The organism is Pseudonocardia sp. McavD-2-B (assembly GCF_024124365.1).
Classification (GTDB): domain Bacteria; phylum Actinomycetota; class Actinomycetes; order Mycobacteriales; family Pseudonocardiaceae; genus Pseudonocardia; species Pseudonocardia alni.
Genome location: NZ_JAMXSG010000003.1, coordinates 42,828 through 64,580 on the forward strand (window position 1 = coordinate 42,828; position 21,753 = coordinate 64,580).

General features: G+C 69.5%; 14 protein-coding genes and 1 pseudogene. 8 read left to right on the plus strand and 7 right to left on the minus strand.

The genetic code is table 11. The annotated features are described in order from the left end of the window. Positions 1-2: 2 nt before the first annotated feature. Positions 3-914, minus strand: a complete 912-nt coding sequence (locus tag NH602_RS01240) for a cytochrome c biogenesis CcdA family protein (RefSeq protein ID WP_246354006.1) — start codon at positions 912-914, stop codon at positions 3-5. Between the two features lie 39 nt (positions 915-953). Beyond that, complete coding sequence (locus tag NH602_RS01245) at positions 954-1,526, minus strand: TlpA disulfide reductase family protein (RefSeq protein WP_179763288.1); 573 nt, start codon at positions 1,524-1,526, stop codon at positions 954-956. Between the two features lie 491 nt (positions 1,527-2,017). Between NH602_RS01245 and NH602_RS01250 the strand changes: the two are divergent. The 4 genes and pseudogenes from NH602_RS01250 to NH602_RS01265 all read left to right on the plus strand — a co-directional run. After that, a pseudogene (locus NH602_RS01250) lies at positions 2,018-2,251 on the plus strand (heavy metal translocating P-type ATPase); the annotation flags it as partial. Between the two features lie 922 nt (positions 2,252-3,173). Then, entirely contained in the window at positions 3,174-7,685 is a 4,512-nt protein-coding gene (locus NH602_RS01255; protein WP_253066758.1) for a Pls/PosA family non-ribosomal peptide synthetase, read from the plus strand. 29 nt (positions 7,686-7,714) lie between these two features. Beyond that, on the plus strand, positions 7,715-8,695 hold the full coding sequence (locus NH602_RS01260; protein WP_179763290.1) for a TauD/TfdA family dioxygenase: 981 nt from the start codon (positions 7,715-7,717) through the stop codon (positions 8,693-8,695). A gap of 145 nt (positions 8,696-8,840) precedes the next feature. Beyond that, positions 8,841-10,241, plus strand: coding sequence for a sensor histidine kinase KdpD (locus NH602_RS01265; protein WP_253066759.1), 1,401 nt, complete (start codon positions 8,841-8,843; stop codon positions 10,239-10,241). 10 nt (positions 10,242-10,251) lie between these two features. Here the strand turns inward: NH602_RS01265 and NH602_RS01270 are convergent, their stop codons facing one another. Further along, complete coding sequence (locus NH602_RS01270; RefSeq protein ID WP_253066760.1) at positions 10,252-11,664, minus strand: MFS transporter; 1,413 nt, start codon at positions 11,662-11,664, stop codon at positions 10,252-10,254. A gap of 97 nt (positions 11,665-11,761) precedes the next feature. Here NH602_RS01270 and NH602_RS01275 point away from each other — a divergent pair, with 97 nt between their 5' ends. The 4 genes from NH602_RS01275 to NH602_RS01290 all read left to right on the plus strand — a co-directional run bounded on the left by NH602_RS01275 (position 11,762) and on the right by NH602_RS01290 (position 16,127). After that, positions 11,762-12,346, plus strand: coding sequence for a TetR/AcrR family transcriptional regulator (locus tag NH602_RS01275; RefSeq protein WP_256493494.1), 585 nt, complete (start codon positions 11,762-11,764; stop codon positions 12,344-12,346). Between the two features lie 765 nt (positions 12,347-13,111). Beyond that, positions 13,112-13,582, plus strand: a complete 471-nt coding sequence (locus NH602_RS01280; protein ID WP_179763254.1) for a rhodanese-like domain-containing protein — start codon at positions 13,112-13,114, stop codon at positions 13,580-13,582. Next, positions 13,579-15,186, plus strand: a complete 1,608-nt coding sequence (gene lnt, locus NH602_RS01285) for an apolipoprotein N-acyltransferase (protein ID WP_253066762.1) — start codon at positions 13,579-13,581, stop codon at positions 15,184-15,186. Before NH602_RS01280 ends, lnt begins: the two co-directional genes overlap by 4 nt. An 11-nt stretch (positions 15,187-15,197) precedes the next feature. Further along, entirely contained in the window at positions 15,198-16,127 is a 930-nt protein-coding gene (locus tag NH602_RS01290) for a F510_1955 family glycosylhydrolase (RefSeq protein WP_281010819.1), read from the plus strand. 12 nt (positions 16,128-16,139) lie between these two features. On the opposite strand, the gene NH602_RS01295 is transcribed toward NH602_RS01290, so the two are convergent. The 4 genes from NH602_RS01295 to NH602_RS01310 form a co-directional block, all read right to left on the minus strand. Further along, a complete protein-coding gene (locus tag NH602_RS01295; protein ID WP_253066764.1) occupies positions 16,140-17,249 on the minus strand; it encodes a hypothetical protein in 1,110 nt (369 codons plus the stop codon). A gap of 67 nt (positions 17,250-17,316) precedes the next feature. Beyond that, complete coding sequence (locus NH602_RS01300; RefSeq protein ID WP_253066765.1) at positions 17,317-18,780, minus strand: MFS transporter; 1,464 nt, start codon at positions 18,778-18,780, stop codon at positions 17,317-17,319. After that, positions 18,780-19,883: a PLP-dependent cysteine synthase family protein gene (locus NH602_RS01305; RefSeq protein WP_374210110.1), complete on the minus strand. Its 1,104-nt coding sequence runs from the start codon at positions 19,881-19,883 to the stop codon at positions 18,780-18,782. Before NH602_RS01305 ends, NH602_RS01300 begins: the two co-directional genes overlap by 1 nt. 1,227 nt (positions 19,884-21,110) lie before the next feature. Continuing rightward, positions 21,111-21,440 carry a hypothetical protein gene (locus NH602_RS01310; RefSeq protein WP_253066766.1) on the minus strand — a complete coding sequence of 110 codons (330 nt, stop codon included), beginning with the start codon at positions 21,438-21,440 and terminating at the stop codon, positions 21,111-21,113. Positions 21,441-21,753 lie beyond the last annotated feature (313 nt).

The window sequence follows — 21,753 nt, forward strand, 5'->3', positions numbered from 1 at the left end:
CTCTAGATGGGCGGGGTGAACCCGGCGATCGAGACCTGCAGCTTCACCAGCCACTGTGCCCACAACCCGGACACCAGCAGCACACCGACCGTGACCAGCAGCACACCCCCGGCGACCTGGACCGCTCGGGTGTGCCGGCGCAGCCAACCCAGCGCGCCAACGGCGCGGGTGGCACCGAGCGCGATGAGCACGAACGGGATCCCCAGCCCGGCACAGTAGGCGAGGATCAGGACGATCCCGCGCAACGAGCCGCCCCCGGTCCCGGCGGCGACGGCAACGACCCCGGCCAGGGTCGGGCCGATGCAGGGCACCCAGCCGAGTCCGAACACCGCACCGAGCAGCGGCGCACCGGCCAGCCCGGCCCGTGGCGCCCAGTGCGCGCGGTACTCGCGCTGCAGTGCCGGGATCAGCCCGGCGAACGCCAGCCCCATCACGATCATCACGACACCGCCGATGCGCTGCAGCACGGCCTCGTTGTCGATCAGTACATCGGACAGCCAGACCACACCGACCATGACGATGGTGAACACGGTGGTGAAGCCCGCGATGAACAGTGCGACCGCGCCGACAACACGCCAGCGGCCGTCGACCGGTCGTGTTCTAGGCGAGCCCGCCGTGTCCTCCGCCGCCGGCCAGGGCGGGTCGCCGGCAGCGGCGCGGGGAGCGCCCGGGTCGGCGAGCGCCAGTACGGTATCGGCGTCGGTACCTGTGCGCCGGGCGGCTGCGCGGGCACGAGCCTCGGCCGAGGTCACCGGCGGTGATTGCGCGCCCACCAACCCGGCCAGATAGGCGAGATAGCCGGGAACCAGCGGCACGACGCACGGCGACGCGAAGCTCACCAGCCCCGCCGCCACCGAGACCAGGACCGCGAGTACCAACGGCCCCGACATCGCGAGAGTTGTGGTCGCACCCATCAGTCACGCGCTCCACAAGTGCGCGGGAGCGGTCGAGATTCAGCGTTCACGGCCTGTCCCCGCTTCGTCGGTCAGCTTGGCGATCAGCGGCAGCAAGTCCGAGCTCGACACCGGGGTCAGGAACACCGCCGCCACCCGAGCCTCGCGGTCCAGCACGATCGTCGAGGGCACCACGTTGCGCGGATACCCGTCGAGCCGTGCCAGGCTGCGGCCCGAGAAGTCATAGATCGAGTCGTAGGTCAGCCCACGGTCGGTTTTGAAGTCCAGCGCAGCCTGCCGGTCGTCGCGAACATCGATGCCGAGCACAACGGCATCGCCACGCGTGGCGTCCTGCACCGCCTGCAGCTCGGGCGCCTCCACCCGGCACGGGCCACACCACGAACCCCAAATATTGATCACGCGGACCTTGCCGGGGAAGTCCCCGATACCGACTTCGGTCCCCGGGTTCATCAGGCTCTCGCCGCGTAGGTCGGTGATCCGCTGACGGCTCTCTGGCGGGTCGTAGGCGATCCGCGTCTGTCCGCCGGGTGCCACGAACTGAAACTCCTGTCCCGGCCCCGACCCGGCCGCGTCCCGGCCAACTCCACAACCGGTCGACAGCAGAACCACCATGACCGCAATCGCTGCAAGAGCGGGGCGCACCTGGCGCCTGTGCGCGCTCACAACACCGCGCTGGTGGGAAAACCTGCGGTACGCCGCCACCCCGGCCTCCTTCCCCTCCGCAGTCCGAACTCCTACGCTCCGTAGAAGCTAGCTCATCGGTCAACACGCCGGGGATCGGGACCCGGGTCTGCGACGACCCAGGTCTGCCGAGGGCCGCAGACGCTCGCGCCCAACGACGCCGACTCGACCTCCCAGCGACGCCGACTCGACCTACCGATCCACGCGCCCCATTCCTCGACGTCGACACAGGGGACCAGGTGGGCTGTTCGCCGGCACCGAAGCCGGTCAGGCACTTGCGGCTATTTCGAACTCTGCACCCAGCAGTCCTGATGCTGGACAGCGTGGTTGAGAAGCGTCGGAATGTTTGCGTGAGGGCCGGAGGTCGGCCTGGTCCACGGTAGGCGGACGGCTCGCCGGAGGCAGCGGTATCCCTCGGACACCTGGCCCGCGGCGACCTCCGCGCCACCGCCGACGCGGTCCGGCTCTCCCGCAGGACCCTGACCACGATCAAGACCAACCTGTTCTGGGCCTTCGCCTACAACACGGCCGCCATCCCGCTGGCCGCGGTCGGCCTGCTCAACCCGATGATCGCCGGCGCGGCCATGGCGTCCGACTCCGTCTTCGTCGTCGGCAACAGCCTGCGACTGCGCCGCTTCCGAGGACACGCGGACTAATCGGGTCCATCACGACGAGGTGGTGCAGCCGAGTGGCTGCACCACCTCGCGCGCATCGCACCTGCCCAGGATGCGGCTCCCGGGACCAAGCCGGTCGACGCAGCTCGCACTATGGCGGTGTGTCGGCAACACGACAGTCAGCCCCACCCCACGACGCGGGTCGGCGATCGGAAGAGGCGGGGCCTCGGGTGGCGACGAGGCCGCAGCGGCGTGTCCGTCGGACGGCACGTCGGACAGCCATCTGCCGCCTCCGCCGAGCAGTCTGCCGGGCACGCCTGGACGAGACAGGACCAATTGGCCGAATGTGATCGCCTTTCGTTAACCCTCCTCTTGCTTTTCCAGGCGATCATTTTACCTTCCTCTTGCTCGGCCAACAGTAGAATGGTGACCTTCGCGATGCAGCGGGAAGCGCGAGCAAGTCCGGCGCCACTTTTCGTGAAGCTGCACGGAAACGCCACCGGCCTGTTGGGGGAGTTCTCGTCGTGCGCACAGGGAGACAACCGGAGATCACCCAGCCGCTGGCGACCCTTGCGGGGTACCGCACGCGCCTTAGTGGCCGGCCGGGCCGTCATCGATGCGACTCGCGAGGACGCGCGAGCGGTGTTAACGCAGTGTGCTCGTTCATCGAGGCGCGGGGAATCGGCACGGCGGACCCGGCGCAGGTGGTTGGAGGTAGCGGTTGCGCTGCTCCGGTCATAGATCGTTTCGGCTCTTCCAGGCTCGCCGGTCCGAGCGGAGGGATCTTGCGGCAGCGAGTGAGAGCCATCGATCCGATCACCGGCCGCCCGAGAATCGTAGTGGAATCGGACACGAGGATCGGAATGCCCAGCGGCGTGCAAAGCGTACGGATCGGGCCGTGCATCCGACGTCCGGTCGCTCAATCTGATGGCGCGGTGCCGCGGGACAGCACCGGAGAAACGCAATGACCCGCTGGGACCAACTCATTCGGACACCCGACGATGATGTTCGGACGGGCTTGCGCAGCGGTCCCGGCACGTCGGGATCCACCGGGCTGGAAGCGGGCAGCCCTGAACCCGGACGGATCCTGATCGACCAGGACGAGCCACAGGGCAGGCGTGCGCACCCGACCGAGCGACTTGAGGCTCTGTTTGAGGCGCAGTGCGAGTGGTTGGTCCGATTCGGTTGCGCCGACCGCTCGGCCGTGGATGCCCCGGAGGGTGTCCTCTCGTATCTGGAGCTGGACGACGAGGCAAACCGCTTGGCCCGCTACCTGCGACTGCACCACATCGGCCGGGGGGACAGAGTCGCGCTGCTACTCGGCGGCTCAGCTGATTTCTGTGTCGCGATGCTCGCCGTGGCCAAGGTCGGTGCCGCCTACGTTCCACTGGACGTGCGACTCGATGGCGACCACGTGGTCGCCATCATCGCTGATGCAGGCGCGCAGTTGGTGCTCACGACCTCGACAGTCGCGGCCGGGATCCCTGAACTCGATGCGCGGACGGCGACGACCGTGGTCGAGCTCGACCTCGCCGGGCGCTTCATCGCCGAACAGAGTTCACGACGCTTGCTCGACGTTGAACGCGGCGTGCCGGGCGGGCCGGTCGCCTACATCGTCTACAGCTTCGACACCGACGGACGTCCGCACGGAGTGGCGATCGACCACAGCAGCGTATGCAACTTCGTGCGTGTGGCAGCCGAGGTGTATGGCATCGTGCCCGGTGACCGGGTGTTCCAGGGGCAGTCACCGGCGTCGGACCTGGTGGTGGAGGAAACCTGGGTGCCGTGGGTCGCCGGAGCCACGGTGGTCGCTCCGCCGGCCGGGTCGAACCTGCAGGGAGAGCCGTTGTGGCGCTTCCTCGGTGAGCGATGTGTGACGGTGCTGCGCAGCGACGCCGCGACACTGGCTGCACTCGACGAGCGTCTGCTCGCTCTGCGGCTGGTGCTGTCGAGCGCGTCGTGCCCACCGGAGGTGATCAGGCGCTGGCGCCGTCCCGGACGTCGGCTGATCGGCACCTACGGTCCGCCCGAAGCAACCGTGACCACCACCTGGACCGAGCTGGAGCCGGGCCGGCCCCCTTCGCTCGGCGTTCCGTTGCCGACCTACAGCGTTGTCGTGCTGGACGTCGAGGATCCGCGCTCGGCGCTACCGCGCGGTGCGATCGGTGAGATCGGGATCGCCGGGGTCGGGCTGGCCCGCGGCTACGTCAACCGTGACGACCTGGCACAGGCAGCGTTCGTTGCCGACTCGCTGGATGTGCCCGGCAATCCGTCGCAGCGGATCTTTCGCACCGGCGACCTGGGCCGCATCACCGCCGACGGTCGTATCGAGTACCGAGCCCGACTCGAGGAAGGGCCATCCGCACGTGGCCGTCGCTTCGAGCCGGCACCCCCGAACCTGGAGGCCCTCGCCCCGGAGGCACCCACGACGCAGTCAATGGCGGTAGAACACGCCGCACCGATGCCCCCCGTCCCCGCACCGGGTGCCGGCACCGCCCCCACCGCCCCCACCGGCGCTGAGGCGCTTCTGGGCGAGGTGCTTGCCGGGGTGCTGGACCGCGAACGGGTCCCCGTCGACGCGAACTTCTTCGACGACCTGGGGGCCGACTCGTTGCTGATGACAAAGTTCTGCGCCCGGGTACGCACACACCCGGACCTACCGTCGGTGTCGATCCAGTACATCTACGAGCACCCGACACTGCGACGCCTCGCCACCGCTCTCGCACTACCGGCCACCGCTCTCGCACCGGCTGAGGCACCGGCGCCGCCGTCGCCGGTCGTGGTGGAGGAACAGTTGGCCGAGATCCTGGCGGAGGTACTCGACCGTGACGAGGTTCCTCCGCAGGCGAACTTCTTCGAGCTCGGCGCGGACTCGTTGGACATGGCCAAGTTCTGCGCCCGCGTCCGCAAGGACCCCGAGTTGCCGACGCTGTCGATACAGGACGTCTACAGCCATCCGACCCTGACCGACCTGGCGGCGGCCGTGGCCCCCGCCGCCGACGGGACCGCACAAGCGGCGCAGGAACTGGCGGTGCAGCTCGGCGAGGTCCTCGCCGCGGTGGTGGAACGGGAGGTGCCGGACGAGGCGAACTTCTTCGACGACCTGGGCGCCGACTCCCTGATGATGGCGAAGTTCTGCGCCCGCGTCCGCAAGGACCCCCGGCTGCCGACGCTGTCGATGGAGAACGTCTACGCCACTCCGACGCTCGTCGGCCTGGCCGCCTCGCTCGCCCCGGCCGCACGAGGTGATCTCACCGCGTCGACTCCGCCGGAGGAGCCGGCCGTCGTGCTCGACCGGTGGGCCTCGGTCCGCCGGGTCGGCACCGCGGGATATGTCCTGTGCGGCGCGCTCCAGGTCGCGTTCGCCGTGGGCTGGTCCTATCTCATGGCGTTGGTGTTGTTCCTGGGTTACGAGTGGTTTGTCGTGTCGCCGACCCTGCTCGATCTCTACACGCGGGCGGTCGTCGTCGGCGCAGCGAGCTTCGCGTTCCTGTGCCTGTTCCCGATCGTGGTCAAGTGGGTACTGATCGGTCGGTGGAAGCCCCGCTCGATCCGAATCTGGAGCCTAGGCTACGTCCGATTCTGGATCGTCAAGACGCTGGTGCGCATGAACCCGCTGGTTCTGTTCCGCGGCTCACCGCTCTACGCGCTGTATCTCCGCTCGCTCGGCGCCCGGATCGGCCGCGACGTGGCACTGTTCGCCCAATCCATGCCGGTGTGCACCGACCTGCTGTCCATCGGTGACCGCACGGTGATCCGCAAGGACGCGATGTTCTCTGGCTACCGCGCCCGCGATGGTCTGATCGAGATCGGGTCGGTCACCCTGGGCGCCGATGCGTTCGTCGGCGAAGCCACGGTCCTCGAGCTCGGCTCACGCATCGACGACGGCGGCCAGCTCGGACACACCTCCGCATTGCTGAGCGGTCAGCTGGTCCCCGCCGGCGAGCGTTGGCACGGATCACCGGCCCGCCCGGCCGGCGTGAACTACTGCACCGTCCCGCCCGCCAGGTCCGGGCTGACCCGCAAGATCGTCTATTCGCTGGTGCAGTTGACCATCATCCTGGGCCTGGCCCTCCCGCTCGCCCTCGGCGGCATCGCGCTACTGCTGCGCGAGGTTCCGCAGCTGACGGCGCTGCTGTTCCCCGGGCCGGAGGCGTTCGTCCACTGGTACTTCTACCTCGAGATCCTCGCTCTGAGCTTCGTGCTGTTCTTCGGCGTCCTGCTCGTGGCGTTCCTGGTGATGATCACCGTTCCACGCCTGCTGGCTCGCGCGGTGCGGCCGGACCGTGTCTACCCGCTCTACGGAGTGCACTACTTCCTGCACCAGACCGTTGCGTTGCTGACCAACAGCGTCACGTTCACGATGCTGCTCGGGGACAGCTCCGCGATCCCGCACTACCTCCGGGCCGTGGGCTACAAGCTCCGGCCACTGGTGCAGACCGGCAACAACTTCGGGATGCTGATCAAGCACGAGTCGCCCTATCTGACCAGGATCGGCACCGGCACCGTCGTCGCCGACGACCTCTCGATCGTCAACGCGGAGTACTCGCACACGTCCTTCCGCCTGTCGCAGACCACGATCGGTACGAACAGCTTCTTCGGCAACCGGATCGTCTACCCGTCGCAGGGCAGGGTCGGGAACAACTGCCTGCTCGGCACCAAGGTCATGATCCCCGTCGACGGCCCGGTCCGAGAGGACGTCGGCCTGCTCGGTTCTCCGAGCTTCGAGATTCCGCGCACGGTCGCCCGGGACGCACAACTCGAGCTCGGCGAGCAGGGACTGCGGCGCGCGCTCCGTGGCAAGAATCGGCACAACGCCGTCACGATCGCGCTGCACCTGATCGTGCGCTGGCTCTACTTCTTCGGGATCGCACTGCTGGTCCCCGGGATCGCGATCTGGGAGGTCACGCTCGGCGCTGCCGAAATCCTGGTCGCGCAGGTGCTGATCACCGTGCTCACCGTCGGGTGGTTCACCGCGGTCGACCGGTCGGTGCGGCGACTGCTCCTGCGGGCGCCGAAGGGGTGCTCGATCTACGAGCCGATCTTCTGGGGGCACGAACGGTTCTGGAAGGTACCCGCTCCGAGCTACCTGCTGTTGTTCAACGGCACCCCGTTCAAGGGGCTGCTGTTGCGCATGCTCGGCATGCGGGTCGGCGCGCGCCTGTTCGACGACGGCGCCGCGTTCGTCGAGCGACCATTCATCAGGTTCGGTGACGACTGCACGCTCAATGAGCGCAGCATCGTCCAGAACCACTCGCAGGAAGACGGTGCGTTCAAGTCCGACTACACCGTCATCGGGTCGCGGGTCACGCTCGGGATCGGCGCCTTCGTGCACTACGGCATCACCATCGGCGATGACGCCGTGATCGAGGCCGATTCGTTCCTCATGAAGGGCGAGGAAGTCCCCGCGGGCGAGACCTGGGGCGCCAACCCGGCCCGCGAGCTGCCCACCAGATCCATTCCGACGTCGGCATGAGCGCCGACCGCGCACCATGGGGAGTCGACATGTCCTTCTCGTCCCGGCCTCCCCAGAACGTGGAGCTCCAGGTCGAATGCCGCCCCGGCACGCCTGCTCTCCTGCAGGTCGACCCGGACGACCCGTTGCAGTGGGCATTCGAAACGAGGCGAGCGCTCCGTGCGGCCGTGGTCGACCACGGCGCAGTGCTGGTCCGCGGTCTGGGCCTGTATGACCCGATCCTGGCCGGCGACGTGGTACGGATGCTCGCCGACGACCTGATGGCCGAGCGTGAGGCCTTCGCACCGCGGGTGCCCTACACCGACCGCGTCTACTCGACGACGCGATGGCCACACGGGATCCCGATGTGCCCGCACCACGAGCTGTCGTACCGCGACTGGTTCCCCGCTTCGATGATGTTCGTCTGCCTGTCCCCGCCCGTCCTCGGCGGGGCCACAGTCCTCGTCGACTCCTCCACCGTGCTCGCAGCCTTGCCCGCGAGTCTGGTGAAGCGTTGTGAGCGTGAGGGATGGATGCTGGTGCGCACCTACAACGGCGACGTCGGTCCGTCCTGGTCTCAGGCCTTCGGCATCGGTGACCGACACGGCGTCGAGGACTACTGCCGAGCACACTCCATCGACTTCGAGTGGCGCCGCGGCGGACAGCTCCGCACCCGGCAACGCCGCCCGGCCGTCGTCCGGCACCCGATCACGGGAGTGCGCTGCTGGTTCAACGAGATCGCCTACTACAGCGAGTGGGTCTTCGGCCCCGAAACAGCCCACGAGTTGCGCGACCTGCTCGGGCCCGACGGGCTACCGGCCACCACCTGCTTCGGGGACGGCACCCCCATCGGCTGGGACCTCATATCCCACATCATGCAGGCCTACTCCGCCAACGCCGTCCGCGAGCCCTGGCAGAGCGGTGACCTCCTGGTCGTCGACAACATCCGCACTGCCCACGGCCGTGATCCCTACACGGGGCCGCGGGAGGTGCTCGCTGCGATGGCTGACCAGTGCACACTAGCCGAGTAATTCAACGGTCAGGTCGGGGTCCTGCGCAGGATTCGCGCCTTCCCGCCCTATCGGGCTCCGCCATCACAGGACCGCGCGGGCACGGCTATCGCCTGGCGATGCCGCTGCCCGACAGCGGAGGGTCCGATCGATGAGGTCGCGGATCGTGGCACTCGCTGTCATCGCTGCGGCCTTCGCGGTGGCGCTGTTCGGGATACCGCTTGTCATCGGACTGGCCGAGTTTTCGGTGGCGGAGGAGCGCTCCTCACTGCAGCGTCTCGCGGGGTTCGCCGCTCGCACGGTGCAGGAGGACATGACCGACGATCTCGTGCCGAGACGCCTGCCGGACGGCCCCGGCGATGCCGCGATCGCCCTCTACGACGACGAGGGGACGCGGCTGCTCGGTGACGGTCCCGCGCACGGCGACGCGCCGGTCGAGTACGTCCTCGGCAGCCGCACCGGTCCACCGCCGGTCGAGGACCTGACCGTCGCGGTCCCGGTCAGCGACACGGGCGACATCATCGGTGTGGTTCGTACGTCCACACCGCCGTCTCAAGTCTACGGCGCCCTGGTCCCCATCTGGCTGGGAATGGCGGGCCTCGCCGCTGTCGTGCTGGTGTCAGCGTGGCTACTCGCGCGACGGCTGGCGATCCGTCTGTCCCGTCCGCTCGAGCGCCTGGTCGACGACGCGGACCGGCTGGGAGACGGGGATTTCGGTATCACCCCGGATTCGACCGGTATCGCGGAGACCGACCGGGCGAGCGCCGCCCTCAGCCGAACCGCGCGGCGGCTCGACGACCTCGTCGCGCGCGAGAGAGCGTTCTCAGCGGAAGCCTCTCATCAACTACGCACGCCCCTGGCAGGCCTGCGGCTCCGATTGGAGTCCGCACTCGACCGGCCCGAGCGCATGACGATCGCAGAGATCGCGGACGGTCTGGGTTCGATCGACCGGCTCGAGCGCACGATCGACGAGCTCCTGGTACTGGCACGCGAACGTCAGACGACCTCAGCACCGGCCGATCTCTCCGCGCTGCTCGCCGAGTTCGACGAGGAGTGGCGTTCTCGCCTCGCCCGGGAGAGCCGAAGGTTCTCGATCCGGCTGCCGGATTCTCTTCCGCGGCCGGACGCGTCGTCGGCCGCCGTCCGCCAGATCGTCGGTGTCCTCCTCGACAACGCCTACTTCCACGGTGCAGGGGCGGTGTCGGTCTCCGTCCACGAGCTGGGAGAGAGCGCGATCGCGGTCGAGATCAGCGACGAAGGGTCCGGTGTCCCGACGGCCGCTCTCACGGACGGACACATCGGGAACGGTATGGGCTTACCGCTGGCTCGTCGACTCGCCGAGAGCGAAGGCGGACGACTCACCGTCGGTACCGTCCCGTCGACGATGACGCTGCTGCTCCCGGTCGCGACCGAGACCCGCTCTCCGGCGCACCGCGAGAACGAGCCGGTGGACCGACTGAGCTTCCCCCAGGTTCGCGGAGAAGCGGCGGAACCTCAGCATCATCCTGATTCCGGCCGGGGCGAGCCATCCACGGAGCCCGCGGTGCCGTCGCGGCACCAGGGCTGATCCGGCCGCCTCAATCAGTCGTCCTGCTCGTGCGAACGCGTGCCGGGATCCAGCATGTCGCGAGGAGGCCGGCGCCCAGTGCGATCACGGCCGCTACGCCGAAGGCTCTGCCGAACCCCTCGCCCGAGCCGGTCATGAGACTTGCTGCCGCGATGCTCGAGACCACGGCGGTGCCGATAGACGCTCCGAACTCGTGAAAGGTGCTGACGATGCCGGACGCGACGCCCGACTTCTCCGGCTCGACCTGCCCCAGTGCCGTCGCCGAGGCGACGAGGAACAGCGAGCCGATCCCCGCAGCGGCTGCGCTCAGCCCGAGCACCATGCTGAGCGTCCCCGCCCACAGCGCGGGGACGGCCAGTCCGAGTGCGGCGAGGAGCAACCCGCCGAGCGCCAGTGCTCGGCCGCCGACGCGCGCCATGACCCATCCTGCGAGATTGGCGCCGAGCATCGTCGCACCGGCGACCGGCAGGAACAGGAGGCCGGTCGTGAGCGCGCTGTGGCCCATCGCGTCCTGCAGGTAGAAGGAGCCGAGGAAGAAGATGGCGACCATGAGGGCCGTGGCCATCAGGATCACGAAGGTCCCCGACCCCACCGAGCGGCGGGTCATCAGCTCGACATCCATGAGCGGGGATCGAACTCGTCGTTGCCAGACGACGAAGGCCGCATACAGTGCTGCGCCCGCGACGACGAGGCCGACCGTGACGGGGGCGAGCCAGCCCCGATCACCGGCCCCGATCAGAGCGTAGATGACCAGGCCGGTCCCACCGGTGATCAGCACGGCGCCCAGAACGTCGACTCCCTGGCGCTCCTGCACCGGGACCCCGGGCAACGCCGGGAGCATGCGGATCAGAAGGACGAGGATCACCGCGCCGACGGGGATGTTCACAAAGAAGATCCACGGCCATCCCGGCCCGCCGGTCAGGACTCCTCCGAGCAGCACTCCGACCGCGCCGCCGGCACCGCCCATGGCAGACCAGATACCGAGGGCCTTGTTCCGCTCCTCGCCGTCGAACAGTCGCACGACCGAAGACAGCGCCGCCGGCGAAAGCATGGCGGCGCCGACGCCCTGCGCGATCCGACTGACAATCAACATCGCCGCCCCATCGGCGATACCGGCGGTCAGCGACGCGATCGTGAACACCGCAAGGCCGGCGAGGACGAGCCGGCGTGGTCCGATGAGGTCCGCAACGCGTCCTCCGAGCACCATCAGACCGCCGAACGTAAGCGTGTAGGCGCTCGTCACCCATGTCAGCGCGTCGCGGGACAGGCCCAGGTCGGCACCCATGTGGGGTAGCGCGATCGCCACGACGGTGACATCGACGATCAGCATGAACTGAGCAACGCCGAGCAACGCCAGCGTCCGCCAGCGTCCGGTGTGTGCGACCACTCTGGAATCCGGCGGCGTGCCGGTCGAGTCGGGCATGGCAACTCCTTAACTCGTACAGTGCTGTCAGAGTTACCTAATTGCCGTTCTAAGTCAAACAGGTATGTTCGAGCTCATGGGAGCTGGCTCAGAGCAGATGGCCTCGGGTGGACCCCGGCGAGCGGACGCTCGCCGCAACATCGATGCGATCGTCGAGGCAGCGGCGGACTGCCTAGGGCGACGCCCGGAGGCGAGCGTGGCCGACGTCGCGAAGGAGGCCGGGGTCGGCCGGGTGACCGTCTACGGGCACTTCCCTTCGCGGGCGGAACTCGTCGATGCCGCTGTCGTGCACGTACTCGAGCAGGTGGATGTCGCCCTGAAGTCGGTCGATCTTCAAGGTCCACCGCGGGAAGCACTGGCGCGCTACATCCGCGCCAGTTGGGAGCACACCGGTCGCTCCCTCAGTCTTGTCGCCGCCGCAGAGAAGGAACTGGCCTCAGAGCGGATCCATCAGCTCCATGAGAGGTTGGCCGAGCGTCCTGTACGCGTGCTCGAACGAGGACAAGCTGACGGTGTGTTCAGCGATGACCTCCCCATCTCCTGGATGGTCGCGGTTCTGCATCGGCTCATCCACGGTGCTGCCGACGAGGTCGGAAGGGCGAAAATCCACCCTTCCGATGCTGCGGAGCTGATCGTGACGACTGTGCTCCGGGCCTTCGCGCCGGGGCGCGTCGAGGTGTGATCGCGACTGACTGGGTCATCGTGTGTCGCGTGGGTAAGCGAGGTCGGACGGCCGGCCACCGGGTCATCGGTATCGACCCCGTCCGCGACGAGACCCTCGCCGAGACTGGAAGAGCATCGAGCCCAGGTGTGGGGCCGCTTCGTTGAGAGAGACGCCGCCCGCTGTCCTGCCTCATCGAAGGTGGTCCCGGAGCAGGCAGGCGCTGTCGCGTGTTGGGCACCAGAGAATGGGAACAACGGGTTCTGGCCCGATGGGGATGTCCTTCACGATCGACGGACAGAACTTGAGGCTCGACGGCGACGGTCAGCTCGTCGATCTCGACGCCGTCGAGGGGTGGACGATCAGGCCCTGGCCCCCTTCCACCTGCACGTCTGGCTGCCGAGTGAGACCGCAAGCGCCGCCACCTGCTCCAACGCGACGAACCAGTGAACAAGCCGGGTTGCCTCGTCTCCCCCGGTGGCAACGACGCCGCGAGCGCGTCGAACCGCGCCAGCAGCGCAGCGGGTGCCGCTGGTGCCTCGTACGGCACGGTTCGCCGTGCGACCACGTCCGCAACCGGTGAGACATCGCGGGCCAGCGGGAACGGACCAGTGGGCCGATGCCCACCGGTCCGCCCGCCGCACCGGGCGGTGCCGATGTGCGCTACCGCGGAGGGGGGTGCAGTGCGCGGCATCGCCATCACGGCATCTCCTACGATACATAGGACCACAAGAGGGTCTCGTTTCCCTCGACCGAGCCGACGCGCCCACTGGAGCCAGCACCGCGATGACCTGTCGACCCGGCCTCGGCCTCGTGCGTCCCGCAACGATCGCTCTCGCCGCGCTTGTCCTGCTTGCCGCCTGCGCCAGCACCCCGACAGCCCGTGAGGCCGCAGCACCGAGCGCTGCCACCGTCTCCACCGGCGCTGCGGCGTCCCCGGTGCGGCTCGTCGATGCCGCGCAGTTCGCCGAACTGGTGGACAGAGACGGCGTCGTGGTCGTCAACGTGCACACGCCCGACGACGGCTCCATCGCCGGCACCGACGCCTCGATCCCGTTCGACCAGATCGGCGAGCGGGTCGCGGAGCTGCCGGCAGATCGAGCCGCTGCGCTGGCCGTGTACTGCCGGACCGGAACGATGAGCGCGGCCGCTGCGACGACACTGGCCAAGCTCGGCTACCGCAATCTCACCGACCTGGCCGGCGGGATGCAAGCCTGGCAGGACGCAGGCCACCCACTCCTGGCAGCCGGCTCGTGACGAACCGAGACCGGTTTCCACGACAGCGTGCGCCGCACTCTCCGGCGTCAGGACACGAGAGGGCATCAGGCACAGAAACGACGTCACGGCGCGGGCGGGGCCGGCTCGGTCTCCGGGCAAGCTTCGTCTTGGCGGTCGCGGCAGGCGCCGCCTTCGCGGCAGCAGCTCCACCTCGAGGCTGGTGGCCACTGGTACCACTCGGTGTCGCGATGTGGGTTCTGGCGCTTCGAGGTCGCACGCTTCGCCAGCGCGCCGGCATCGGCGCGGCGACCGGTCTGGTGTGGTTCAGTTCGTCGCTGTACTGGTTGTCCGACTTCGCCGTGGCCGGCTATCTGGCCGTCACGGTTGTCGAGACGGCGTTGCTCGTCGCGGTGGCCTGCGCCGTGCCGGGATCGACGCCGGGACGCCCATGGCACGGGTGGTGGGCGGTGCCGGCGTTGCTGATGTTGCTCGACGCCGCTCAGACTGCGTTCCCCTTCAGCGGATTCCCGCTCCCCGCGCTGGTGCTCAGCCAGCTCGACGGCCCCTTTGCCGATGCGGCCCCCGTGGGTGGGTCACTACTGGTCACCGGGCTCGCCGCCGCTGCAGGGGCCGGGCTCGCGGCCACAATCACGGCCACCGGTCGACAGCGGGTCGTCGTTCTCGCCGCGACCCTCGCCGGAAGTGTCGCCATCCCACCGGTCGGGGCCGCCGTCGCCGCCGCCACGACCACCGCCACAGGCCGGCTGGACACCGCGATCGTGCAGGGCGGGGGCCCGCGGGGGCTGCGGGCGGTCTTCACCGATCCGCAGGACACCACCGACCGGCACCTGGCTGTTGCCCGCGACATCACCGCATCTCCCGACCTCGTGTTGTTCCCGGAGAACGTGATCACCTCCCGCGGGCCGGTGATCGGCGGACCGAACGACCGAGCCGTCGCCGAACTGGCTCGGCGGCTCGCCGCCCCGGTCATCGCCGGTGTGACCGAGACGCAGGGCAGCGGGTTCCGCAATGCCGCGCTGCTGTGGGACGCCCGCGGCCAGCAGACCGGGCGCTACGAGAAGGAACATCGTGTGCCGTTCGGCGAGTACATCCCCGGTCGGGCCTTGCTGGAGAAGGTCACCGATCTGACGGCGTTGGTCCCCCGCGACGCCATCGTGGGCGACGGCACGGCGGCTCTCGACGTCGCCGGCCGCAGGCTCGGAGTCGTCATCTCCTACGAGGTGCTGTTCGCCGACCGGGTGCGGGAAGCGGTCCGTGCCGGTGGCGAACTCGTCCTGGTCCCGACCAATGCCTCGTCGTATGTCACCGACGACGTCCCCTCGATCGAAGTCGCCGCGGCACGCCTGCGCGCGCTGGAAAGCGCACGCAGCGTCATCCAAGCCGCACCCACTGGCTACTCGGCCGTTGTCGACCCCGACGGGACAGTCCGCGCACTGTCGCCCCTCGGTGATCCGGCGCTGCTGCGCGAGCCCGTCACGTTGCGCACCGGCCTCACCCCGTACACCCGTCTCGGCGACGGCCCCTACATCATCCTTGCGGCCGCCGCCGTCGCCGTCGCTTGGCTCCCCGCAGCCCGACGTCGCGGACGCATCGTCGGATCCCCGCGCCCCGCAGAAAGGTAATCCTCCGTCCCATGGTCAACAGATCGCCCGCACACCGCACAGGTCTCCCCCAGCGCAGAGTCCGACCGCGCCGGGCCCACGCCTTCCTTGCCGCCGGCACCGTCCTCGTGCTGGCCGGCTGTGGCGCAGGGAGTGCGTCCGACACCTCGGACACCGCCGCCAACACCACCACCGCAGATCTTTTCGCCCCGGTCGGACACGTACACGGAGTGGGCGTCGACCCTGCGGGCGGCAGCGTGGTCGTTGCCGGCCACTACGGGCTGTTCGCCCTCGCCCCCGACGGGACACTGGTTCCTCGCCAGGACCCACCGGAGACCGCGGGGCCGGACCTGATGGGGTTCACCGTCGCCGGGCCCCGCACCTTCCTCGCCAGCGGACACCCCGCCCCCGACGACGCCGGCACCCCGAACCCGGTCGGGCTCGTCCGCAGCACTGATGCGGGCACGACGTGGGAGCCCGTGAGCCTGCAGGGCCAGGTCGACTTCCACTCTCTCGACGCCGCCGGCACCTCGGTTGTCGGGCTCGACGCCACCCGCGGCCTGCTGATGGTCAGCAGCGACGGCGGTCGCACCTGGCAGGAGCGCGCCGCGCTGGATGCCCTCGACATCGCCGTGGACCCCTCCGACGGGACCCGGGTACTGGCCACGACCGAGAACGGGGTGGCCGCCAGCCAGGACGGTGGCTCCACCTTCCGCAGCGTCACCGGTAGCCCGCTGTTGGCTTTCGTGTCGTGGGCGGGCGACGGCGCGGTGTACGGGATCGGGCCGGACGGAACGGTGCACGCCAGCACCGACCGGGGCGCGACCTGGCAGCGGCGTGCCGGTACCGAGAGCCCGCCGCAGGCCATCACCGCCGAGCCCGGGGGCCGGTTGACGATCGTGACCAACGACGGCATCCACCGGTCGACCGACGGCGGCGCCACGCTGGCGCGCATCGCCTGAGCAGTGGGTCGGCTAGCGGCGGAACGACACGTGAATGTGATCGTAGTGCCCGCCCACCGGGTCGGCGGGGTCGTACACCCCGCCCCCGGTGTAGTCGCTCCACCGACCGGAACCTGCCTGGGGCCGTAGCCAGATCTGACCCTGCCAGATGACGTAGGAGACGTCGAGGGCGACGGCGTTGCGCCGGAACCACTCGGCGATCACCCAGCCGTCGTCGACGTCGCGGCCGGAGGCGAAGCTGCCGGCGGGTCCGGGGAACAGGTCGCACCCCTTCCCGAGGGGGTGATCGCTGGTCGGGTTCGCCGGGCGGTCGGCGAAGCAGCGTGTCGAGGTCAGATACGTGGTCTCGCTGAGCGCGCCGAAGGCGGTCCGCACCTGCTCCAGTGCGAACCGCGTCGTGGGGGTCACACAGCCCCGGGTGGTGGGGTCGTCCTCGGTGCAGCCGGCTGGGCGCGGCCGCGGGTCGTCGCCGATCACCGCACTCGAGGGGTCGGCGCAGCTGCCGCCGTCCGCGGTCGTGCGTGCCCCGGTGGTTCGCGCCGCCCCGTCACCGACCTCGGTGAGCACGTTCGCGGCGGTGTCCTCCCATTTGGCGTAGGCGGTCGGGAACGCCGAGCGTTGGACCGCCTGGGCGGCCTCCCACAGCTCCATGTCGGCCCATCCGGGGATCTGCAGCAGGCGGTCGTAGAAGATCGCGGCCGAGTACCGGGGATCGGTGACCTGCTCGGCCGAGCCCCAGCCCATCGACGGGCGTTGCTGGAACAGCCCGAGCGAGTCACGGTCGCCGTAGTCGAGGTTGCGCAGGCCGGACTCCTGCAGCGCGGTGGCCACGGCGATCCACACAGCCCGCTCCGGGACCGCGCGGTCCCGGCCCACCGCGACGATGGTTGCGGCGTTGGCCAGTTGCTCGGCGCCGAGTCCGCTGGGGCCGGTCGCGGAGATGGGCACGGCCGCTGCCGGGGGCAGGCACCCCGGCCTGATCGCTACCGGGGTGAGGAAGTGCCCCATCGCGATCCGGACCAACACCAGCCCCGCGGCGAGGACCCCCACGACGACACCGACGGCGAGCAGCCGAACACCCAGCCGCCGCAACGCCACGGCGGCGTGTCCGACGCCGTTCACCGCCCCATGACGGACGCGCCGCTCGGTGGTCGTCGCGGACGGCTGGGCTTGTCCGCTCGTGCGGGGGTCACCATCGTCGGGCGGCCCCAGGCAGGTCGGCCAGCGGCCGCGTCGTCTCCACCGGCGTGGGAGCCGGCTGCTGCTGGGCAGCACCGATGGCCGGTAGCGGGCGGGTCGGGCTGTCGTCGTGCTGGCCGACCGCCCACAGTTGGGTGGTCGGGGGGTCGCCATCCGGTTCGCTCTGCGCTACTCGGGTGTCCTCGGCGGGTGCGGTGAGCAGTCCGCGCCGATACAGCACCGCGAGGGCGAACCCGCACAGCAGCCCGATGACCAGTAACACCAACCACGGCGCGTAGGGGGCGCCGAGCGAGCGGGCCAGGTCGATCGCCCAGCCCGTCCCCGCGTTGCCGAGCAGGATCCCGACCCCGCACACGGTGTTGTAGAAGCCGTAGTGGGTCGCGACGAGCCGGTTGCGAGCGAGCCCGACGATGGTGTCCATCTCGAACGGCAGCACCACGGCGGTCCCGATCGCGAGCAGCGCCGCGGTCGACAGCAACGCCGCCACACCCAGCACCGTCGCGATCATCGCGCTGACGTCGGGCAGCGCGACCAGCAACCCGTCGGCGGCGAGCAGCGGCACGAAGGCCACGCCGAGCACGACCAGGCCCCGGCTCAGCGAGCCCGCCGGCCCCCACCGCGCACGACACCAGGCGGTGACCTTCATCTGGGCCGCGATGGTGACCCCGCCGGACACGACATACAACGCCGTCACCAACGCCGTGCCCAGGTTCCCGTCGCCGGCCAGGGTCCGGGCGTGCAACGGCAGCGCCAGATACACCTGATACGACAAGACGTAGGTGCCGATCATCGCGACCGAGAAGGGCAGGAAGCCCCGGGTCGTGGCGACGTCGCGCCACTGCGCGAGGACCGGGCGCCGATCGGCGTCGCCGCCGCCGTCACCGCGGCGGGCCGGCAGGGCCCGGATCTGCAGCACCGTGAGCACGGCGAACACGGCGGCGGCGACCAGGCAGGTGACGGCGAAGCCGATGCCGGTCAGTGCCAGTCCGACGATCGGGCCGATCAGGATGCCCGCCTGGTAGAAGATGCTGAACAGCGCGAACGCCTCGACGCGCCGCTCACCGGTGTCATGGGCGATGTAGGCGCGCACGGCCGGGTTGAACAGCGCCCCGGCGAATCCGGTCGCGGCCGAGGCCACGACCAGGGCCGGGACGTTGTCGACCAGGCCGATCAGCACGAATCCGCCGGTGCGCAAGGCGCAGCCGGCCACGATCATCGGCTTGTAGCCGAACCGGTCGGCCAGGCTGCCCCCGACCAGGAACATGCCCTGCTGGGAGAAGTTCCGTACCCCGAGGATCAAGCCGACCATCAGCACCGAGAGCCCGAGCCCCTGGGACAGGTGGTCGGCCAGGTACGGGATGAGCATGTAGAAGCCGAGGTTGATGGTCAGCTGGTTGAGCAGCAGCAGCTGGACCGGCCGGTCGAACGACCGGTATCTGTCGAGTACCCGCATCAGCTCTCGCGTCCTGCAGGCCGGAGCACGGTGGCACAGCGGGTCCAGCGGTGGACCTCGACCGCGTCGGGCCGGTCGATCTCGTCCGGGTCGTGCAGCGGAGGGGCACCGACGGTGATCCCCTTCGCCGCGCAGAACTCGTCGTTGTAGACGGTGTCGAAGTAGCGCTGCGGGCCGTCGGGGAAGACCGCAGCGATCCGGGTGCCCTCCGGCCGGGTCCGGGCCAGCCAACCGGCCACCATGCCGACGGCGCCGACGCTCCAGCCTCCGCTGGAGTAGCTGGCGCTGGCCATCGCACGGCACGCCGAGACTGCCTCGTCCGCGCCGACCCAGTGCACCTCGCTAAAGATGCTGTGGTCGACGTTGCGGGGATGGATGCTCGAGCCGAGCCCCCGCATCAGGCGCGGTCGTGCGGGCTGACCGAAGATCGTCGACCCGACCGTGTCGACCCCGACGACCTCCAGGTCGGGCAGGTGCTGGTGGAGCGCGCGGGAGATACCTGCCGAGTGGCCTCCGGTGCCGACCGAGCAGACGAGCACATCGATGTTTCCGAGCTGAGCGTGCAGTTCGTCGGCGAGCGGCGCGTAAGCGCTCACGTTGTCGGGATTGTTGTACTGGTCAGGGCACCACGAGCCGGGATGCTGGTCGAGCACCTCGGCGACGCGGTCGCGGCGGGCCTGCTGCCACCCACCGCACGCCGCCGGGCTCTGCACGGTCACCACCTCGGCACCGTAGGCACGCAGGAGCCGATACATCAGCGGTTCCATACCCGGGTCGGACACCAGCGTGACGGGGTGCCCGAACGCGATCCCGGCCAGGGCGAGGCCGAGACCGAGGGTGCCGCTGGTGGACTCGACGATCCGCCCGCCCGGCTCGAGATCACCGCGTTGACGGGCCTGCTCGACCATATGCAGGGCAGGGCGGTCCTTGATCCCGCCGGGATTGGTGCCTTCCAGCTTGGCCCAGAACCCCCGTCCGGCAGCGCTGAAGGGTGCGTCGATCCACACCGTCGGTGTGGAGCCGACGACGTCGGTCAACTGGAAGCAACGTCGCGCAGCGACGCCGGGGGCATCGGCGGGAAGAGTCGTGAAAGAAGTGGACATGACAGACCTCATTCGGGCGCGGGCATGTGCCGCACCGCCAGGGAGCGATGTAGGGGCGCGAGAAACGACGACCGGGATCTGGTCCGTGGTCGCCGAGGCCTCTACGTCCGCGAGATCTGTGCCAGGACTAAGTGGTGACGCCCACCCTCTGCTCGAGCGGGCGTGGTCTTGACTGCGCGGTGTATCTGCGGCGGTGCCCGCATCGCGGCCGCTACGCGGATCTCGACGCCCGCTCCGGCGCAGACGTCCGGTGGGACGGGACGGTCAGCGCGAGCAGTGAGAGTCGACTCGTCGTGGGCTCCGTCCTGATGGCACACAGGAGCATCAGGATGCGAATGCGGAGCGGCGGGGCGCTCGGCACCGATCTGGTCTCGGTGGTCGGCCGACTGGTCAGCCGCGACGCCCGCGGACGCCTGCGACCCTGTCAGCTGCGTCGAGGATCCACCGGCGACGAGCTCAGGGCCGTGGACCGGCATGAGCAGGTGCAGCCCACAGATCAGCATGACCATCGACAGGGCGAGGAGTACCACGGCGCGGCGGGCACCGGATCTTGGCACCCGTGTCCCCAGCACGCCGACGAGGTTGCTCACAGTAGCCGAACCGTACCAGCGTCATCGGCAGGCCCGTCCGCGCATCCCAGCGTTGGTGCGTCATCACACAACTCGTGCACGACGTCCTATCGGGGCGCGGCTATGGACACGACCATCGATGTCTCAACCAACACTGCAGGTCAGAGCGGTTAGAGAGTGCGGCGTCTGAGGCGTAGGCGCCGGCAGGTCGACGACCACGGTGGATGGCTGACCCCCGCCGCTTCATGACGAAGACCCCCCATTGGTGAATGCGGTACCCGTTTCGACGAAAGATCGTCACTTAGCGTATACCTGCCGATAGCTATCGCTTCGTCCTGATGGTGCACGCTGCACCCGCTGGATGGCCTGGTCTGGCGACATCCGCGGCCCACTGGGGGCGGCCGCCACCGCCACCGCGCCGCAGCACGGGCGGGCCGATGCGACTACGAGCACGGCAACCGCCTCGACCGCGAGTGCTCAACGCGGGACGTCCGCTCCAGGATGGGTACCGCCTGTCGTTCATTTCTCGTCGCTGCAGTGCAGTGGCGTCGGTGAGAAGCGGTGGCGGACCCGATCACGGCGGGTCCCGCGACGGGGGCGTGCACCGCCGATAGCCCCACCGGCTTGTTCTGTGGCCCGGGCCACTGTCGCCCCGACGTCACCGTCCGGGCAGGCGCCACTGCGTGGCCGGCAGCAGCGCGGCGCGGTTCACCCGGCCGGCGTGCCGCTCGAGCAGCTCGAACATCGAGGTGATCAGGGTGGCGGCGAGCAGGTGCGGGCGCAGGCCCAGCTCGGCGAGGCCGGTGGAGACGACGTGGTAGTGGTGCTGGTCGGCTTCCACCCGTGGGTTGTCCAGGTGCGTGATCTCGGTGCAGGTGTGTGTATCGGCGACGAGTTTGGCCAGCTCGCCGACCGAGAACGACTCGGTGAGCTGGTTGAACACCCGGAACTCGCCGCGCTCGGCGGGGTTCTCGACGGCGAGCCGCACGCAGTCGGCGGTGTCACGCGGCGATGTCGCTGGCCGGGCCGGTGGGAAAGCCGCGACCAGTGACCCGTCACCGGGTTCTCGGCGGCATGAATGACCACCCCGTGCTGGTCGAGCACATCGTGGCCGACCACGGCGGCGTCGCGACGTGTGAGGTCGACGCGTGCACCCCGTTCTCCGCACGATCGTGCAGGCGGCCGCGCCCGCCGATTGAGCTCGCCAGTGGCTCGGCGTGAAGTCGTCCGGTACGGCGCGGTGCCCCGTCCCCGTCTGAAGACCGCGCCCCGCCGGCCCGACACAGCGCACGAGTCGGCGG